This is a genomic window from Fischerella sp. PCC 9605, assembly GCF_000517105.1.
Taxonomy (GTDB): Bacteria; Cyanobacteriota; Cyanobacteriia; order Cyanobacteriales; family Nostocaceae; genus PCC9605.
Window position 1 is genome coordinate 1,316,714 of record NZ_KI912148.1, and the last position, 16,737, is coordinate 1,333,450.

At 43.0% G+C, this 16,737-nt stretch carries 11 protein-coding genes; 8 read left to right on the forward strand and 3 right to left on the reverse strand.

Translation table 11 applies throughout. The features are described from left to right. Window positions 1-117: 117 nt before the first annotated feature. From FIS9605_RS0108095 to FIS9605_RS0108130, 8 genes are all read left to right on the forward strand, one after another. Entirely contained in the window at window positions 118-933 is an 816-nt protein-coding gene (locus FIS9605_RS0108095; RefSeq protein ID WP_026732138.1) for a peptidylprolyl isomerase, read from the forward strand. 84 nt (window positions 934-1,017) lie between these two features. After that, window positions 1,018-2,238 carry a beta-ketoacyl-ACP synthase gene (locus FIS9605_RS0108100; RefSeq protein ID WP_026732139.1) on the forward strand — a complete coding sequence of 407 codons (1,221 nt, stop codon included), beginning with the start codon at window positions 1,018-1,020 and terminating at the stop codon, window positions 2,236-2,238. A 222-nt stretch (window positions 2,239-2,460) separates the two neighbouring features. Next, complete coding sequence (locus tag FIS9605_RS0108105) at window positions 2,461-3,903, forward strand: folate/biopterin family MFS transporter (protein ID WP_026732140.1); 1,443 nt, start codon at window positions 2,461-2,463, stop codon at window positions 3,901-3,903. Between the two features lie 114 nt (window positions 3,904-4,017). Beyond that, window positions 4,018-5,541, forward strand: a complete 1,524-nt coding sequence (locus FIS9605_RS0108110) for a carotenoid oxygenase family protein (protein ID WP_026732141.1) — start codon at window positions 4,018-4,020, stop codon at window positions 5,539-5,541. A gap of 9 nt (window positions 5,542-5,550) precedes the next feature. Continuing rightward, complete coding sequence (locus FIS9605_RS42505; RefSeq protein ID WP_155960381.1) at window positions 5,551-5,718, forward strand: hypothetical protein; 168 nt, start codon at window positions 5,551-5,553, stop codon at window positions 5,716-5,718. Between the two features lie 300 nt (window positions 5,719-6,018). Further along, window positions 6,019-7,308, forward strand: a complete 1,290-nt coding sequence (locus FIS9605_RS0108115; RefSeq protein ID WP_026732142.1) for a Glu/Leu/Phe/Val family dehydrogenase — start codon at window positions 6,019-6,021, stop codon at window positions 7,306-7,308. 116 nt (window positions 7,309-7,424) lie between these two features. Then, window positions 7,425-9,221 carry an iron uptake porin gene (locus tag FIS9605_RS36565; protein ID WP_231510265.1) on the forward strand — a complete coding sequence of 599 codons (1,797 nt, stop codon included), beginning with the start codon at window positions 7,425-7,427 and terminating at the stop codon, window positions 9,219-9,221. A 536-nt stretch (window positions 9,222-9,757) separates the two neighbouring features. After that, window positions 9,758-13,369: an eIF2A-related protein gene (locus FIS9605_RS0108130; protein ID WP_026732143.1), complete on the forward strand. Its 3,612-nt coding sequence runs from the start codon at window positions 9,758-9,760 to the stop codon at window positions 13,367-13,369. Between the two features lie 126 nt (window positions 13,370-13,495). Here FIS9605_RS0108130 and FIS9605_RS36575 read toward each other — a convergent pair whose 3' ends face one another. The 3 genes from FIS9605_RS36575 to FIS9605_RS0108145 form a co-directional block, all read right to left on the reverse strand. Next, on the reverse strand, window positions 13,496-14,197 hold the full coding sequence (locus FIS9605_RS36575; RefSeq protein WP_231510266.1) for a CHAT domain-containing protein: 702 nt from the start codon (window positions 14,195-14,197) through the stop codon (window positions 13,496-13,498). Window positions 14,198-14,231: 34 nt separating this feature from the next. Then, window positions 14,232-16,247, reverse strand: a complete 2,016-nt coding sequence (locus FIS9605_RS0108140) for a pentapeptide repeat-containing protein (protein WP_026732144.1) — start codon at window positions 16,245-16,247, stop codon at window positions 14,232-14,234. Between the two features lie 103 nt (window positions 16,248-16,350). Further along, window positions 16,351-16,641, reverse strand: a complete 291-nt coding sequence (locus tag FIS9605_RS0108145; RefSeq protein ID WP_155960382.1) for a hypothetical protein — start codon at window positions 16,639-16,641, stop codon at window positions 16,351-16,353. Window positions 16,642-16,737 lie beyond the last annotated feature (96 nt).

A 16,737-nucleotide genomic window follows, 5' to 3' on the forward strand; every position in this document is an offset into this window, starting at 1 on the left:
TAAGTAAAAGAAATAACAAAAGAAAACAGTTAGTAATTGCCAGTTTATAAGTATTACGTATACCCAGATCAGAAGTTAAGATACTCTGGTTGAGTCTATAACTGACAATACTGAATAATGCGGTTAAGAATTTCTAAACGTTTAGTTGTTTTTGTAATTGTCGGTGTTTTGATGGTAAGTGGATGTACGCCAAAGGAAGTAGTTTCTAATTCTTCTTCCCCTACTTCCACAGCTACCGAGGCAAGTACTAAGACAACCGCACAAACAACAGAGACAACCACAGAGGCGACTTCTGTACCTGAAGCTACAAATGAGGCTATTCCTGGAATGAAAGATTTACCAAGACTCGAAGGCAAAGCTACTGTGGTGATGATGGTTAAAGGTTCACCTATCACCATTGAAGTAGATGGCACTAATGCCCCGATCACCGCTGGCAACTTTGTAGATTTAGTACAACGCGGTGTATACGATGGGTTAGTTTTTCATCGAGTAGTACGTCAACCCCAACCATTTGTAGTTCAAGGCGGCGATCCTAAAAGTAAAGATCCTAAAACTCCCTCACAGCTTTTGGGAACAGGTGGTTTTATCGATCCAAAAACAGGTAGTGAACGCTACGTACCCTTAGAAATTAAGCCACAAGGATCGGACACGCCGATTTATAGTAAAACATTTGAGATGGCTCGCGTGACTCAGCCACCTGTATTGCAGCATAAGCTGGGTGCAGTAGCAATGGCGCGATCGCAAATGCCTGACTCTGCTTCCTCGCAATTTTATTTTGCTTTAGCAGACTTAGGTTTTCTAGATGGTAACTATGCCGTATTTGGCTATGTCAAAGAAGGTATGGATGTAGTTAACAAAATTCAACAAGGCGATCGCATTGATTCCGCGAAAATCACTCAAGGTGCGGAAAACCTGAAGAATGGTGGAAAATAGTTTTAGTTCTTTGTTGGTGGTTGTTTGTTGGTTGGAAAACTTCCAAAGAACTACCAACAACCAACAAACAACAATGATTCAAAATTGGCAGACGTCGTTGTTACTGGTATTGGTCTTGTTTCTGCTTTAGGCAAAAACTTAGTAGATAGCTGGCAACAATTGCTTGCAGGGAAATCTGGAATTCAAATCCATCAACCATTTCCAGAACTTGAACCACGTCCTTTGGGGTTAATTAGCAAGCAACCAGCACAGCTGAGAACACTAACTCAATTGCTGGTTGCTTCTGCTTTACAAGACGCCGGATTAATTCCTCCTTTGGAAGACTGCGGTATTTCCATCGGTTCGAGTCGCAGCCATCAAGCGGCGTGGGAGGAGATGGCGAGGCAGATGTACGACGGCAAAGGGGCAAGGGGCAAGGGGCAAGGGGCAATGGGCAATGGTAAGAAAACCAATTCCCAATGCCCAATTCCCAATGCCCAATTCCCAATGCCCAATGCCCACTCCTCTTGGCTAGACACCCTACCCCACATGAATGCGATCGCAGCTGCACGACAAATTGGTGCGACTGGGGTAGTTTTAGCGCCAATGGCGGCATGTGCTACTGGTATTTGGGCGATCGCCCAAGCGGTATTGTTGATCCAATCTGGTCAATGTCAACGAGTCCTGACAGGTGCTGTGGAAGCAGCAATTACACCCTTGACTCTGACCGGTTTTCAACAGATGGGTGCTTTGGCAAAAACTGGGGCATATCCTTTTGATTTGCATCGCGAAGGTTTGGTTTTGGGAGAAGGGGGGGCTTTATTCGTTCTAGAATCAGCAGAATTGGCAAGGCAGCGTCAAGCAAAGGTGTATGCTAAGATACTTGGCTTTGGGTTAACGGCAGATGCCTATCATCCCAACGCACCAGAACCACAAGGCAAGAGTGCGATCGCAGCGATCGAGCAATGTTTGGTACGCAGTAGCTTCAGACCCAGCGATATCGATTACATTCATGCTCATGGTACGGCTACGCAGATGAACGATAGTATAGAGAGCCGATTGATACAGAATTTATTTCCTCAAGGTGTGCCAGTTAGTTCTACCAAAGGAGCTACAGGTCATACTCTAGGTGCATCAGGAGCTTTGGGAGTAGCTTTTTCTCTGATGGCATTGCAGCAACAAATATTACCGCCATGTGTAGGGCTAAAGCAACCTGAGTTTGATTTGGATTTAGTTAGAGAGGCACGTCAAGCCGAAATTCGGCGGGTGCTGTGTTTCAGCTTTGGCTTTGGGGGACAAAATGCGGCGATCGCTTTAGGCAATTAAAAATTAAAAATTAAATGACGAAAAAGCAGAATTTAGAAAGTACTTAAGTCTGGATCAAAAAATAAAAAATCCCTAAGAATTTATTAATTAATTTTTACACCTTTGCTCTCTTAACTCTCTGTGATTTCAACATCCCCTGACAGGTAAATGCTTCATTTGCACGTCATCTTGAGAAAATAGATATGATAATAAAAGTCGATAAAACTTAAAATTTGTTTATCAATGCTGGTTTCCTCCTCTGGCTTGTCCAAGGTCAAAGACTCAGTAAAAGAAAAGATTTTTTTCGGCAACGAACCAACCGCCGAATTAATCGCCATTCTCACCGTTTACTTTGTCCAAGGTGTTTTAGGGTTGGCGCGTTTAGCCGTCAGCTTTTTCCTCAAAGATGAACTGGGACTAAATCCAGCCCAGGTATCAGCACTGTTGGGGATTGTTGCTTTACCTTGGATTGTCAAGCCATTATTTGGTTTTATGTCCGATGGCTTCCCGATATTGGGCTATCGACGGCGTCCATACCTGATTTTATCGGGGATAGCGGGAACAATTTCTTGGGTGGCTCTAGCAACAATAGTTCACACACCCACAGCGGCGACAGCGGCGATCGCTCTTGGTTCCTTATCTGTTGCCGTCAGTGACGTCATAGTTGACTCATTGGTTGTCGAACGAGCAAGAGCAGAATCTCAAGCAAAAGCAGGTTCTCTGCAATCTCTATGCTGGGGTGCTTCAGCCTTTGGCGGTTTGATTACCGCTTACTTCAGCGGCTTGCTTTTAGAGCATTTCAGCAATCGTACCGTATTTTGGATCACCGCCTCTTTTCCCCTGATTGTATCCGCAGTAGCTTGGTTAATTGCTGAATCTCCCGTTAGTAGCGAAGATGCTAACGATAGTCATAACACCAACTTTCAAGCAGTAAACCATCAACTCGGGCAACTGCGCCAAGCCGTTACTCAAAAAGCAATTTGGCTACCAACAGCTTTTCTCTTCATTTGGCTCGCTATGCCAACTGCTGAACCAGCCTTTTTCTTCTTCACTACGAACGAACTACACTTTGAACCAGAATTTTTAGGGCGAGTGCGTTTGGTAACGAGTGTAGCCGCCTTAGTTGGAATTTGGATCTTCCAACGCTTTCTCAAAACTGTTCCCTTCCGCGTCATCTTTACTTGGAGTACCATCTTCTCAACAACTTTGGGGATGACGATGTTGCTGCTAGTGACTCATACAAATCGTGTTTTGGGTATTGATGACCACTGGTTTAGTTTGGGCGACAGCCTGATTCTCTCCGTCATGGGACAAATTGCCTATATGCCAGTGTTAGTACTAGCAGCAAGGCTATGTCCATCGGGAGTGGAAGCAACATTATTTGCCCTATTGATGTCAGTAACTAATTTGGCAGGACTAGTTTCCTACGAGTTAGGCGCAGGGTTGATGCATTTATTGGGAATCACCGAAATAAACTTTGAAAAACTCTGGCTTTTGGTAATTATCACGAACCTCAGCAATTTGTTACCATTACCATTTGTTTACTGGCTACCTGCTGCTGACTCTCAAGGCGAGACAGCAAAGAATTTACCACCAGCATCAGTACACGATCGAGAAGAATCTTTTGTACCCGATACAATCCCTAATTTGATGCTGCGAGAACTAGAATCGGAAGCAGTTGAGTAACAATTTGTTGTTTGTTGATTGTTGGTTGTTGTTTGGGGATTTCCCAACCAACAAACAACTACCAACTCATACCTAATCTTCTAATTCATCCAAAATTTAAAATCCAAATTTGATATGCAGACTTTTGAAGTTCAAGAACAAGTTTTTACAGCTTCCGCAAAATCTTACAACCGTAATGATTGGCAAGGGGGATATAAGTCTCTAAAACAAGAGTTCGATTATTGGATAGATAACATAGAAGGACACATTCCAACCGAACTCAACGGTACGCTGTTTAGAAATGGTCCTGGTTTATTGGATGTAAATGGACAACCAGTTCATCACCCATTTGATGGGGATGGAATGATTAGTCGCATCACATTCTCAAATGGTCGTGCTCACTTCCGCAATCGCTTTGTTCGCACTGCTGAGTATCTGCAGGAACAAAAAGCAGGGAAAATTCTTTATCGCGGTGTCTTTGGTACACAAAAACCAGGTGGTTGGTTGGCTAACGCCTTTGACTTTAAACTCAAAAATATTGCCAATACAAATGTTATTTATTCGGGTGGTAAACTGCTAGCTCTTTGGGAAGCAGCTGAACCCCATCGCCTCGATCCTTATACACTGGAAACTTTAGGCAAAGAATACTTCAACGGTGTTCTTTCAGAAGGTGAAGCTTTTGGCGCACATCCACGCTTCGATCCCAGCAGTCACTTTGATGATGGTGAACCTTGCTTGGTAAACTTTTCTATCAAGCCGGGACTGTCTACGACAATTACTATTTTTGAGCTAGATACAACTGGTAAAGTTGTCAGAAAGCACGCTCATAGTGTTCCCGATTTTGCTTTCATCCACGATTTTGCGATTACCCCCAACTACTGTATATTCTTTCAAAATCCCGTCGCTTTCAATCCCATACCTTTTGCATTGGGAATGCGGGGTGCAGGAGAATGTATTAAGTTTCAACCCAATCAACCGACTCGGATTATTATCATTCCCCGCAGATCCCCCCTCAAATCCCCCCTTAATAAGGGGGGAAAAACGGAGGTGGAAATTCTTGAAACCCACTCAGGTTTTGTTTTCCATCATGTCAATGCTTTTGAGCAAGACAACGAAATTATTATTGACTCTATTTGTTACGAATCATTACCAGAGGTGGAACCAGAAAGCGATTTCCGACAAGTTGATTTTGAAGCCCTCAAGCCTGGACAAATCTGGCGTTTTCATCTCAATCCTCACAAAAAAACTGTGCAGCGGCAGTTGCTAGAAAGTCGGTGTTGTGAATTTCCTAGTGTGCATCCCCAAAAAGTTGGACGCCCTTATCGTTATTTTTATATAGGTGCAGCTCATGCTCCCAGTGGTAACGCTCCCTTGCAAGCATTTTTAAAAATTGATTTGGAGTCAGGAGAACGGCAACTTTGGAGTGCTGCACCCCGAGGTTATGCCAGCGAACCAGTGTTTGTACGCCGTCCTAATTCTCAAAATGAAGATGATGGTTGGGTGCTGGCTTTGGTTTACGATGCTGCTTGCGATCGCTCAGATGTGGTCATTTTGGACGCGCGCAATTTTAATCAAGGACCAATAGCGCGACTGCATCTCAAGCATCACATTCCCTATGGCTTGCATGGGAATTTTACCTCTGAGGTGTTTTTAGCATAATTTGGAAATATGCTCACACTGTGGGCGATCGCTACCTTGTGGCAAAATGATACTCTACTAGAAGCTGCTACGTGTCCACAAACCTGCTGTTCTCGTCTACACGAGTGGCTTCTCTGTATAATTAACTTATTTTCAACACAGGCGATCGTAACGAAAGAGTACTGCCTCAGTTCATAAAAATTTTTAACCCTATCCTGCGGGAATTTGCTCTGATTAGTATCTACAGCACAGCTGACTTATTTTTTAAGAGCAATTCACCATAGGAAATGAACACAGATAATTAAGTATCTTTTTTATCTGTGTTCATCTGTGTGTATCTCTGGTTTTCCTATATTACTATCTTTAAGGCTAGCAAAAAAAGTTACATCTAATATTTTTGTAACATAAGTTACAAAATTTGTTTTTTTCCCAAAAAAAAGGCTATTCTAGGCATATATAATCCGGTTCGCAGAGATGCCGCGATTGGGAGAAAACTTTATGATTACAACATCCCTACAGCCGCTGGAGGCTCCTTCTCCTGCGTATATTTGCCCATTCGATCAGGCCTGTAGCTACCTTGAAGCAGCAGCGCGAGAGTTAAAGCTGGATCAAGGTATTTTGGAGGTACTCAGCCATCCCCGCAAAGTCGTCACGGTATCCATTCCCGTGAAAAGGGATAATGGTGAAATACAAATTTTAGCAGGACATCGGGTGCAACATTGCGATGTTTTGGGTCCCTACAAAGGTGGTACTCGTTACCATCCGGCTGTGACGTTGCGAGAGGTATCAGCGCTAGCAATGCTGATGACCTGGAAATGTGCGTTGTTAGGTATTCCCTACGGTGGTGCAAAGGGAGGTATTGCTATAGATCCAAAACATTACAGTGTGGGTGAACTAGAAAGGATCACCCGTCGTTACACCAGCGAGTTAATCAAAGATATTGGTCCAAGCATAGACATCCCAGCACCAGATATGGGCACTTCTGCCCGTGAAATGGCTTGGATGATGGACACCTATTCTGTAAATGTCGGTCATGCCGTACCAGGAGTTGTAACTGGTAAGCCACTTTCTATCGGTGGCTCCCGAGGACGGGAAATGGCAACCGGACGCGGCGTGATGATCGTTGTCAGAGAGGCGCTGGCAGATGAGGGTAAGTCCTTAGCGGGAACGCGAGTAGCTATCCAAGGTTTCGGGAATGTGGGCGGAGCAGCGGCTTTATTGTTTCACCAAGCAGGAGCTAAGGTGATAGCTGTTTCGACTGGATCTGGAGGAGTTTATTCTGAAGCTGGTCTTGATATCCCAGCTTTGCAAGTCTACGCTGCCCAGAACCGCAGGAGTGTTGTTGGTTTCCCTGATGCAGCACCAATTAGTAATGCTGAATTATTAACCTTACCCTGTGATGTGTTGATTCCCGCAGCTTTGGAAAATCAGATCTCAGAAGATAATGTCAATCAGGTACAAGCCAAGATAGTTGCAGAGGCAGCTAACGGCCCAGTAACTCTGATAGCAAGCCAAGCGTTAGAGGCAAGGGGTGTAACGGTATTACCAGACATCTTGGCGAACGCTGGCGGTGTGGTGGTGAGTTATTTGGAATGGGTGCAAGGTCTTTCTTACGTATTTTGGGATGAAGAACGTGTTAACCGTGAAATGGAACACTTGATGGTGCAGGCATATAAACAAGTGATTCAACACTCAAGGAAACGGCAGATTTCTTTAAGGTTGGCAGCCTATACATTGGGAGTTGGACGTGTTGCCCAAGCACTGACCGATCGGGGTTTGTATCCTTGAGCTAGAAGGCAATACAATAGATTTCTGCTAAAGTTTGGGGTTTCCACACTCCTTTAACCTTATCTCAACCTCTTGCAAAAGTAGATTTTGCAAGAGGTTCAATCTAAGTTTTACATATGTTTAATCATTTGCAATATCACGTACTACTTAGTTCCAGCATTCTGGGAACTATTTTGTTTTGGTTTACGAATGCACCAGTGATCGCAGAAAACCAAACTTCAATTAATGTAGCGACAAGTGACACGATAACCGCAGAAATAAGGTTACTGTCGAAACAAACTTCAACTAAGGCTTCATCATTGCTGCTTGCCCAAGCTGCTAATCAAAATAACAACTCCAATGGAACTGCAAGCATTCACAATACAGGGACATCAAAGTCGAACGCATACGACAGCTATAACAATAGCAATGATGACTCACCAAATCCAATGGCTCAGGTAAATTCCGTATCGCAGTTTTCGGATGTGCAACCAACTGACTGGGCATTTCAAGCCTTGCAATCTTTGGTAGAGAGATATGGTTGCATTGAAGGGTATTCAAATGAGACTTATCGCGGTAATCGAACATTGACGAGGTACGAATTTGCTGCTGGTTTGAATGCTTGCTTGGATCGCATCAACGAGCTGATTGCTTCCTCTAGTTCTGAGTTAGTTAGCAAAGAAGATTTAATGGTTTTGCAAAGACTGCAAGAAGAGTTTGGAGCTGAACTTGCAAATCTCCGAGGAAGAGTCGATACCCTAGAAGCTCATAACGCCGAGTTGGAAGCCAACCAGTTTTCCACTACTACTAGATTGAATGCTGAATTGATTTGGGCGCTTGAAGATACATTTGGCGATCGCATCGGAGGAGATTCTGACGACTCCAATACCTTTTTGGGCTATCGCCTGCGTTTAAATTTAGAAAGCAGTTTTACTGGTAAAGACTTGTTGAGAACTCGCTTGGAGGTTAGCAATTTCGGTTCAATTGCTGATGCAACCAATACAGTGACAACACGAATGAATTATGACAACAATACCAACAATGAAATAACAATACCACATTTACTTTACCGCTTCCCAGTTGGCTCTGATTTTACCGTCACCGCAGGCCCGGTTGGAGTTGGTTACACCGATATTACTGATACTCTTACTCCTCCAACAGTAGCAGATGATGCTCGGGGCATAGTCTCTGCCTTTGGTGAATACAGTCCTTTTTATAGACAAGGAGGTGGAGGTGCTGCTGTTAATTGGAAAATCCACGAAAACCTCATCCTGACATTAGGTTATTTAGCAGGTAATCCTAATAGCCCAACAGATAGCAATGGACTGTTCAATGGCAAATATAATGCCTTAGCTCAACTAGCCTATTATGGCGACTGGGGTGCGCTTGGTGTGGCTTATTCGCACTCTTATGCACCAAAAGGACAAGTCGGTTTGACAGCCTTAACTGGCAGTTTTCTAGCCGATAAACCTTTTGGCGATGATATTGCTACATCCAGTGACACCATCGCTCTGCAAGGTTATTATCGATTTTCTGATAATTTTCAAGTCCATGCCTGGGGAGGATATATCAGTGCTAATGCTGAAGTATCTGGTATAAGTGACATTGCTGATGGTAAGGGTGGAGAAGTTTCCCGATTCGTAGATGACGGCAGTCAAGCAGATATTTGGTATGGTGCTATTGGCTTAACTTTCCCGGATGTGGGAGGTAAAGGTAACTTACCTGGTATTTTGTTTGGTTTGCCACCACGAGTGGGTAGCAGCGATGTCCGTCGAGAAGGAGACACCTCGTATCATCTAGAGGCTTTTTACCGTATTCAAGTTACTGAAAACATTTCTATTACCCCTGATTTCTGGGTCGTGTTCAATCCTGAGAATGATAGTAGTAACCCAACTCAATATGTAGGAGTTCTGCGTACGAGTTTCAATTTCTAGGTAGAATACTATTGAATCACCAACGAGATTTTGATACTCGCTCACGAAGTTCCAATACTCGTCCACGAAGTTTTGAGATTCGCTGACGAGGCTTTGATAGTCATTAACGAATTTACAACACTTATTAACAAGATTCTAATACTCGTCCACGAACTTTTGATACTCGTTGACGAGATTTTTATAGTCATTAACAAGGTTCTAATATTCAGTGATGAATTTTACATACTTGTTGATGAGCCTCACATACTTGTGAGCGAGTTTTAAATACTCGTCAGTAATTATTTAGCTATTCACCAGCTATCTAGCGCAGATAAGAATGAAAACTACCTGTTCGCTAATTTGGTATTTACTGTTGATTTGTTCAAATCCAAGCGAAAATAAACCTTTCCATTTCAATTGCTACCCTGTAGCAAGCCGCTAGCGCGCCTGTGTTCTGCTTGCATTGACATAATTATTTTCTTTTAGAAAAAATTAATTTCCGATTTGTAGTTACAGAAGAAACCAGAAGACAGCCGTAACATCATTAGTGTATCTCTATGAACTCCAACTCTCCCTCTCAACGCAGACGCAATCGGGGTGTCATCCTGACAGAACAGGGACGGCGCAAGCTGCAAGAGGCTATACGAGCGGCAGAGGAAGAACATAACCACGCTAAGCGTTTTTCCATTGAGAAACTTCACCAACACATAGAGGAACATCTATTACAACTGAATCTGTTACGGCGTAGTAGTATATCGCTACAAACCGTCCAGCGCTTCTGGCGCGAAGATAAGGTTGACAAGAAGTCACTGAAGGGGATATTCCTAGCCTTTGGTTTGGAGTTAACCGACGAAGATTATACCCATGCCCAACAGGAAAACCCACAGTACGATTGGGGAGAAGCACCAGATTTACCTTTGTTCTACGATCGCTCTGAGGAATTAGCACAGCTACAGCAGTGGGTGTTGGAGGATCGTTGCTGTTTAGTTGCACTGCTGGGAATGGGTGGAATTGGTAAAACTACGCTAGCCGTGAAGTTGGCGCAAGCGAAGCAAATAAAAGCCGAGTTTGAGATAGTGGTGTGGCGATCGCTCCAAAACGCCCCACCTTTAGAGGAGTTGCTGGGAAGCGTGTTGCAATCAATAATGCAGATGCTTCAAGAAGACCCAATTGTGCCTACTAGCTTGGATGGGAAGTTGTCCAAGCTGATGGAGTACTTGCAACAAAAGCGCTGTTTGTTAATTTTGGATAATGCTGAGACAATCTTAAGCGCTGGTAGGGCTGGACATTGTAGAGGTGGTTATGAGGGATATGGGCAACTGTTCCAGCGCATTGGCAAGGTAAACCATAAGAGTTGCTTGATTGTGACCAGTCGGGAAAAGTCCAGAGAGATTGCACTCCTCGAAGGCGAAAAAGTGCGATCGCTACAACTGGGAGGATTAAAACCAGAGGATGGACGAAAACTGTTCGAGGATAAAGGGCAATTTACTGGTACAGATGCAGAATGGATCAAACTGATCGAACACTACGGAGGCAACCCGTTCGCGCTAAAGATGGTAGCAGCAGCAAGTCAACAGCTGTTTAACGGTAGGATTGCGGACTTATTGAAGTATATAGGACAAGGAAGATTAGTCTTTAATGATATTCGCGATTTGCTCGATCGCCAGTTTAGTCGCTTGTCGCCAGTAGAACAAGAGGTGATGTTGTGGTTGGCAATTAATCGCGAACCCGTATCTGTAGAGGAATTAGAGAAAGATGTAGTGAGTGTCACCTCCAGGCAAGAACTACCGGAAGCTTTGTACTCGCTGTTGCGGCGATCGCTGATTGAAAAAGCAGGAAAGCAATTCTCACTGCAACCTGTAGTAACGGAGTACGTTACGGAGCAATTAGTTAAGCAAGTTTGTCAAGAAATAGCAAGCAGTAGAGAGAGAGCAGAAAGTTCCTCACCCCTCGCTTTTCTCCAAACTCATGCCTTGATGAAGGCAACAGCTAAAGACTACATTCGGGAGACGCAAAAGCAACTAATTGTGCAACCCTTACTTGAGCAATTGTTAATAGAGATAGGCAGTCAACAAAAGCTGGTAATTTTGTTGCAGGATTTATTGGAGCAGCAAAGACATCAAGCTGCAATATTAGCAGGATATGCAGGAGGCAACGTCCTCAATTTGTTAGCACATTTGCAAGTAAATTTACAGCGGTATGACTTTTCAAATTTAACCATTAGGCAAGCTGACTTACAGTGTGTCAATTTAGCTAGAGTTAATTTCCAAAATACTGCTTTTGATCAGTCTGTATTTGCTACAAGCTTGAAGAGTATTTTTTCACTTGCCTTGAGTCCAGATGGCAAACTGTTGGCTACGGGTGATATGGATGGGCAAATTCATTTGTGGCAAATGGCGGATGGAAAAAACTTGTTGACATTTAAAGGACATGAAGGTGTGGTTTGGACAATCGCCTTTAGTCCAGATGGACAAACCCTGGCAAGTGGTGGTTATGACGGATTAATCAAATTGTGGGATACACAAACAAGAGATTGTCTAAAAACTTTAGATAAACATACAGGTATTGTTTGGTCTGTCAGCTTTAGCCCGGATGGTCAAACTCTAGCAAGTGGTAGTCTAGACACTTCAATTCGGTTGTGGGATATCCATTTAGGTAAATGTCTCAAAGTATTGCATGGTCATACTAGTGCGGTATGTTCAGTCAGGTTTAATCCAGATGGTTCTATCCTGGCAAGTGGTAGTCAAGATTGCGATATTCGCTTATGGGATGTCAGTACAGGCATCTGTATAAAAACTTTGCCAGGTCATGTTGGCAAGATATGCTCGGTTCGCTTTAGTCCAGATGGTAAAACTCTTGCCAGTGGCAGTAGTGACCACTCTGTTCGGTTATGGGATGTGAGTAAAGGTACTTGCATCAAAACATTTCACGGTCATAAAAATTGGGTATGGTCAGTTTGCTTTAGTTCAGATGGTCAAACTCTAGCTACGGGTAGTTATGACTCCAGTGTAAGGTTGTGGAATGTAAAGCTCGGTACGTGCGTTAAAATTTTCCACGGACATACCGATGAAGTGTACTCAATCACTTTTAGTTTAGACGATCAAATCTTAGTTAGTGCTAGTAGAGATTCCAGCGTGCGTTTTTGGGATGTAAGTAAAGGTGTGTGCGTGAGAACTTTACAGGGTCATGCCAGTGGGGTGCTTTCGGTCAGTTGTAACCCTGATGATTGTATATTGGCTACAGGTAGTAGTGATGGTTTAGTTCGGCTATGGGATGTTGCGTCTGGGTACTGTACTAGAATTTTACAAGGTCACACAGGTTGGGTATGGTCAGTTAGCTTTAGCCCTAATGGTTCTATATTAGCGAGTGGCAGTGATGACACCAGCATTAAGTTGTGGGATGTTGTTTCTGGTGATTGTATGACCACGATTAACGGTCATAGTGGTGGAGTAACATCAGTTAGCTTTAGTCCCGATGGTAAAACCTTGGCTAGTGCTAGTCAAGACAAGAGTGTGAAGCTATGGGATATTCACGAGCATAAATGTGTAAAAACATTGGAAGGTCACACAGATCAAGTCCGGCCAGTTAGCTTTAGTCCCAATGGCAATATTTTAGCTACAGGTAGTGGGGATTGCTTGGTTAAGTTGTGGGATGTGGGTGAAGGTAAATGTATAACAACTTTGCCTGGTCACACTGATGGAGTCTGGTCATTGAGTTTTAGTCCAGATGGTAAAATGCTCGCTAGTGGTAGTATTGATGGCTCAATTCGATTATGGGATACCAGTAACTTTACTTGCGTAAAAGTGTTGCAAGAACATACTTCTACTGTATGGTCAGTCAGTTTTAGCCCTGATGGTTCTACCTTGGCATCCGCCAGTTATGACCAAACAATTTGTTTATGGGATACCAGTAAATTTACTTGTTTAAGAGTGTTTCGTACTCATAGTAGTGGAGTATGTTCTATTTGCTTTAATTCTGTTGGTAATATCTTGGTTCATACTCGTCAAGATGAGGGAATTCATCTGTGCGATGTGGAAACTCTTGAGTGCATTAAAACCCTGAAGGTAGATCGCCTTTATGAAGGGATGAACATCAGGGGGGTGACTGGGTTAACAGCAGCGCAGCGATCAGCACTTTTGGCTTTGGGGACGGTGGAGGGTATGGGGTAGGTTTTATGTTGGCGATTGCAGCTTTGAGATAGTTGGGAAGAGGGCGATCGCATTTATTTAAGCGCAGAAAGTAAAGCCGTTAACCTTTAGGGGCAGTAGAGGATTAGAGAGGGGCTTACTCATTAGTCACTGCTTTTTTAGCATGGGTGTTAGGTGTTCTGCAATACCCGCCAATCGAATAGCATTGCAACCCAGTTGATAAGCAAATTCTACTGATTCTCCAGCACCTAAAGCATCGTAAAACCCAACCGCAAATTCAATCGCCGCCTGATCTCCAATTGCCTTATTCATACCAATGACATAGGGAATATGTCTGACAATTGCCTTTGCTTGCACTTCAGAATAACAAGCGTTGAGTACAACACACTCAACTTGATTAGCAAATAACTCAAATAGTCCAGCTAGTGCTTCTGTATCCAAGAACTGCACCTGTCCTATTTCATTCTCTAGCGCTAAACCTTCATCTCCTGCACCGTGACCGGAAAAATGAACGATTTGCGGCTTTGTGTCTAAAAAGGCGCGATAAACGTCTCGCACGCGCACAGCCCAATGCTGCTTAATTTCGAACTGATCCCGTTTTTTAGATCGCTGCAATCCTGCATCAATCTCTCGTATTTCTTCGTCTAATCGTAGAGGTGAAGTAGCTTTCGGATTTGCCGCCAGAATTAAAATTTTTCTGCTTGCAGAGGCGCTAGTGACTTCAGTTTTGACATCAGTGTTGTTTGACGAATATTCATTAAAAGTGCCACCGATTTGAGTCCCATTATCTCCTACAAAACCGCCGCCGAATTTGGCATTGCCTAAGTTGTATTTAGATGTTTCTAACACAGACCTATTCTCCCTTTTAGATAGATAAATACGATCACACCACTGACATCCAGTCTTCAATAAATGGCATTAAATTTTTAGCTAGTGGATGGTTGATCGCCTGCTTCAAAGTTTCTATACTTCCGGTTTCAAGGGTGGCGACAACCCGCGCTTTCAAGTCTGTATTCTGTTCAATTCTGTCAACCACATTAGCAACAACTGCCATTTTTTGGGCATTAGTTGTAGTAGGAGTGTTAGCTTCTGCTTCCTTTAAAAGTTGCTGAATCTCTGCGGCAGTTTGAGTTAAGGTTGAGTTAGTAGAATAGTCGTAGAAAGCACCACCTGTTTGAGTTCCTTTAGTACCAGCAAAACCACCACCAAACTTTGATCCCCTTAAGTCATAATTAGAAGATTCTTCCTTAGAAAACATTGTATCTCCTTGGTTATAATAAGTTCCTGCAAAAAAGCTAGGGCGCTCTAGCGCTGTTATTACCATATTTTCAAACCTAGAAATTTGGCTATCTTTCTCTGCGAATAGTAATTTAATTTCTCGCGTTGACAAGGTTTTGATATAGTTGTAAGTCGAAAAATATTCGGCACTTAGTTCTGATCGGTCTGCATTCGGATTAGTTTTGGCTCTGAGCAAAAACTTATCCTGTCCTCGTTTCTCCATTGCCACGATTTCTAGTTCTGCATCGGGGTGGTTCTCCGCTAACTGCTTAAATGAAATAGCAATGGCTCGGGGGTCTACACCTTGGTTATGGTAGAGGTCAATAGTATCGACAATAGGCTTAATAAAGTCGGCAAAGTCGCCATCCTCAAAAATTTCCTGCCGATTGTCTGGTTTCCTCAACGGATCGGGGTCTTCTTTCGTAGGAACATGCATGTAGACGTACTCGCAACACACGCCATTTAGCTGAGTTTCACCCGTGATGCCCCAATCTTCAATGTATGCTCCGGTGAGACAGGCTCCGGTTAGGTCTGCCCCATCAAGCTGTGTTTGCTTTAGCACTGCTCTAGACAAGTTAACATCCTGTAAATTGGCGTGATTCAGTGCTGTACCAATGAAACTAGCATCTTGAAGATTTGCACCTTTGAGGTTAACGCCTGACAGGTTAAGGAGATCGAAATTCAGCTCCTGTGCCTCTAAAGTAGTTACTAGTTGCCGCACTTCAGGATATTGCAGGTAGCTATTACGGACGTAGACGCGATCTAGATTTTGGGTCTGATACCATTGAGTACGAGTCAGGTTTGCGTTCTGAAAGTTGGTACTTTTGAGTGTTGCTTTTGCAAAACTTGCGTCAGTCAAGTTAGCTTCCCGAAAGGATGTACCCCGCCAAGTAGCGTAGAGAATTGCTGCTGAACGAATTAAACTAAACTTTTTATCTCCAAGCAATGAGTTTCTTGCAATGTAAAAACCTAAAGCAACTATAAATCCAACTAGAACCGTAACTTTCAATTGAACAAACCCATTGCTTGAGACTAAAAAAGCAGTAGCCACACTTGCCTTTATAGTGATAATCGCCGCTATGACTCCAGCCCACCATTCAATTAATACTGTCACTCCAGCTACAGCGAAAGCAAATATTATAATTCCGATAGCAGTAACTGCTAGGATATATACTCCATTGAGTGCGCCTGGAACAACTTCATTTTTTACCCTAATAATCATTAAAGGAGCCGAGCCAATCAGCGCTAATACAAAACATATACCTCCAGATAATAAGGCTCCTGTAAGTCCCCGTCGTGCCGTAAAAAATAGAAAAACCCCTGCCATAAAAAACACTATAAAGGTAGATATGAAACTACCATTTATAGATTTCAACGTAGGTGCCATCGCAGAAGTCAGAGATATTCCTGTCAAAATTGATAAAAAAAACAATAGTCCGGTTATGAAAATTAGCCATCGAAAATTTACACCAATTTTTGCCCCACTGAAATTTGCACCGCTCAGGTTGGCATGTGTGAAGTCTACACTCTCAATACGGCAATTACCAAAATCCGCGTTCTTCAGGTCTTCATTTCTGAAGGAGTATCCCTTAATAACTTTTCCCGCAAAGTTTTTGGTCATAGTTTAACCAAACATTGTAATGTTAGCTGGCGTAATGCTAGAGGATTAATGTTAATAAATCCTCTAACACTAGAATTTTTACATTGCACCTCTAGCCTTATCCTTAGCTAGAGATTTCATAACCTTCTGCGTTGTCGTCTATCGGAGGCTCTGGCGGTGGAACATGATAACCTTCATCGTCAGACTTATCGTCTGTGCAATCTCCTTCTTCTTGACTTTGGTCATTTTGATCTGAAGTATTTTGGCTTAGATAAAATGAGTATTGAGGATATGCTCTATACTTACTCAGTTGTTGTGTATTTGGCTGCTCTGCTATCAGTTTCTTCTGCGTTATAGTCACAAAAGTAATGCAAGTCAACCCTGCCATAATTCCTGCCATAACTACAGCTTTCATTTCTTTCATTAGTTATTTCCCCTTTACATCCTAAATATCTACTACAGATAAGAATCTCAGGTGTTCATCCTGATACTTCAGATAATTTCAGTCTGC

Excerpts from the sequence above, each read along its gene's own strand:
- FIS9605_RS0108095 (WP_026732138.1), top strand. The coding sequence starts at position 118 with ATGCGGTTAAGAATTTCTAAACGTTTAGTTGTTTTTGTAATTGTCGGT.
- FIS9605_RS0108105 (WP_026732140.1), top strand. The coding sequence starts at position 2,461 with ATGCTGGTTTCCTCCTCTGGCTTGTCCAAGGTCAAAGACTCAGTAAAA.
- FIS9605_RS0108110 (WP_026732141.1), top strand. The coding sequence starts at position 4,018 with ATGCAGACTTTTGAAGTTCAAGAACAAGTTTTTACAGCTTCCGCAAAA.
- FIS9605_RS42505 (WP_155960381.1), top strand. The coding sequence starts at position 5,551 with ATGCTCACACTGTGGGCGATCGCTACCTTGTGGCAAAATGATACTCTA.
- FIS9605_RS0108115 (WP_026732142.1), top strand. The coding sequence starts at position 6,019 with ATGATTACAACATCCCTACAGCCGCTGGAGGCTCCTTCTCCTGCGTAT.
- FIS9605_RS36565 (WP_231510265.1), top strand. The coding sequence starts at position 7,425 with ATGTTTAATCATTTGCAATATCACGTACTACTTAGTTCCAGCATTCTG.
- FIS9605_RS0108130 (WP_026732143.1), top strand. The coding sequence starts at position 9,758 with ATGAACTCCAACTCTCCCTCTCAACGCAGACGCAATCGGGGTGTCATC.
- FIS9605_RS0108140 (WP_026732144.1), bottom strand. The coding sequence starts at position 16,247 with ATGACCAAAAACTTTGCGGGAAAAGTTATTAAGGGATACTCCTTCAGA.
- FIS9605_RS0108145 (WP_155960382.1), bottom strand. The coding sequence starts at position 16,641 with ATGAAAGCTGTAGTTATGGCAGGAATTATGGCAGGGTTGACTTGCATT.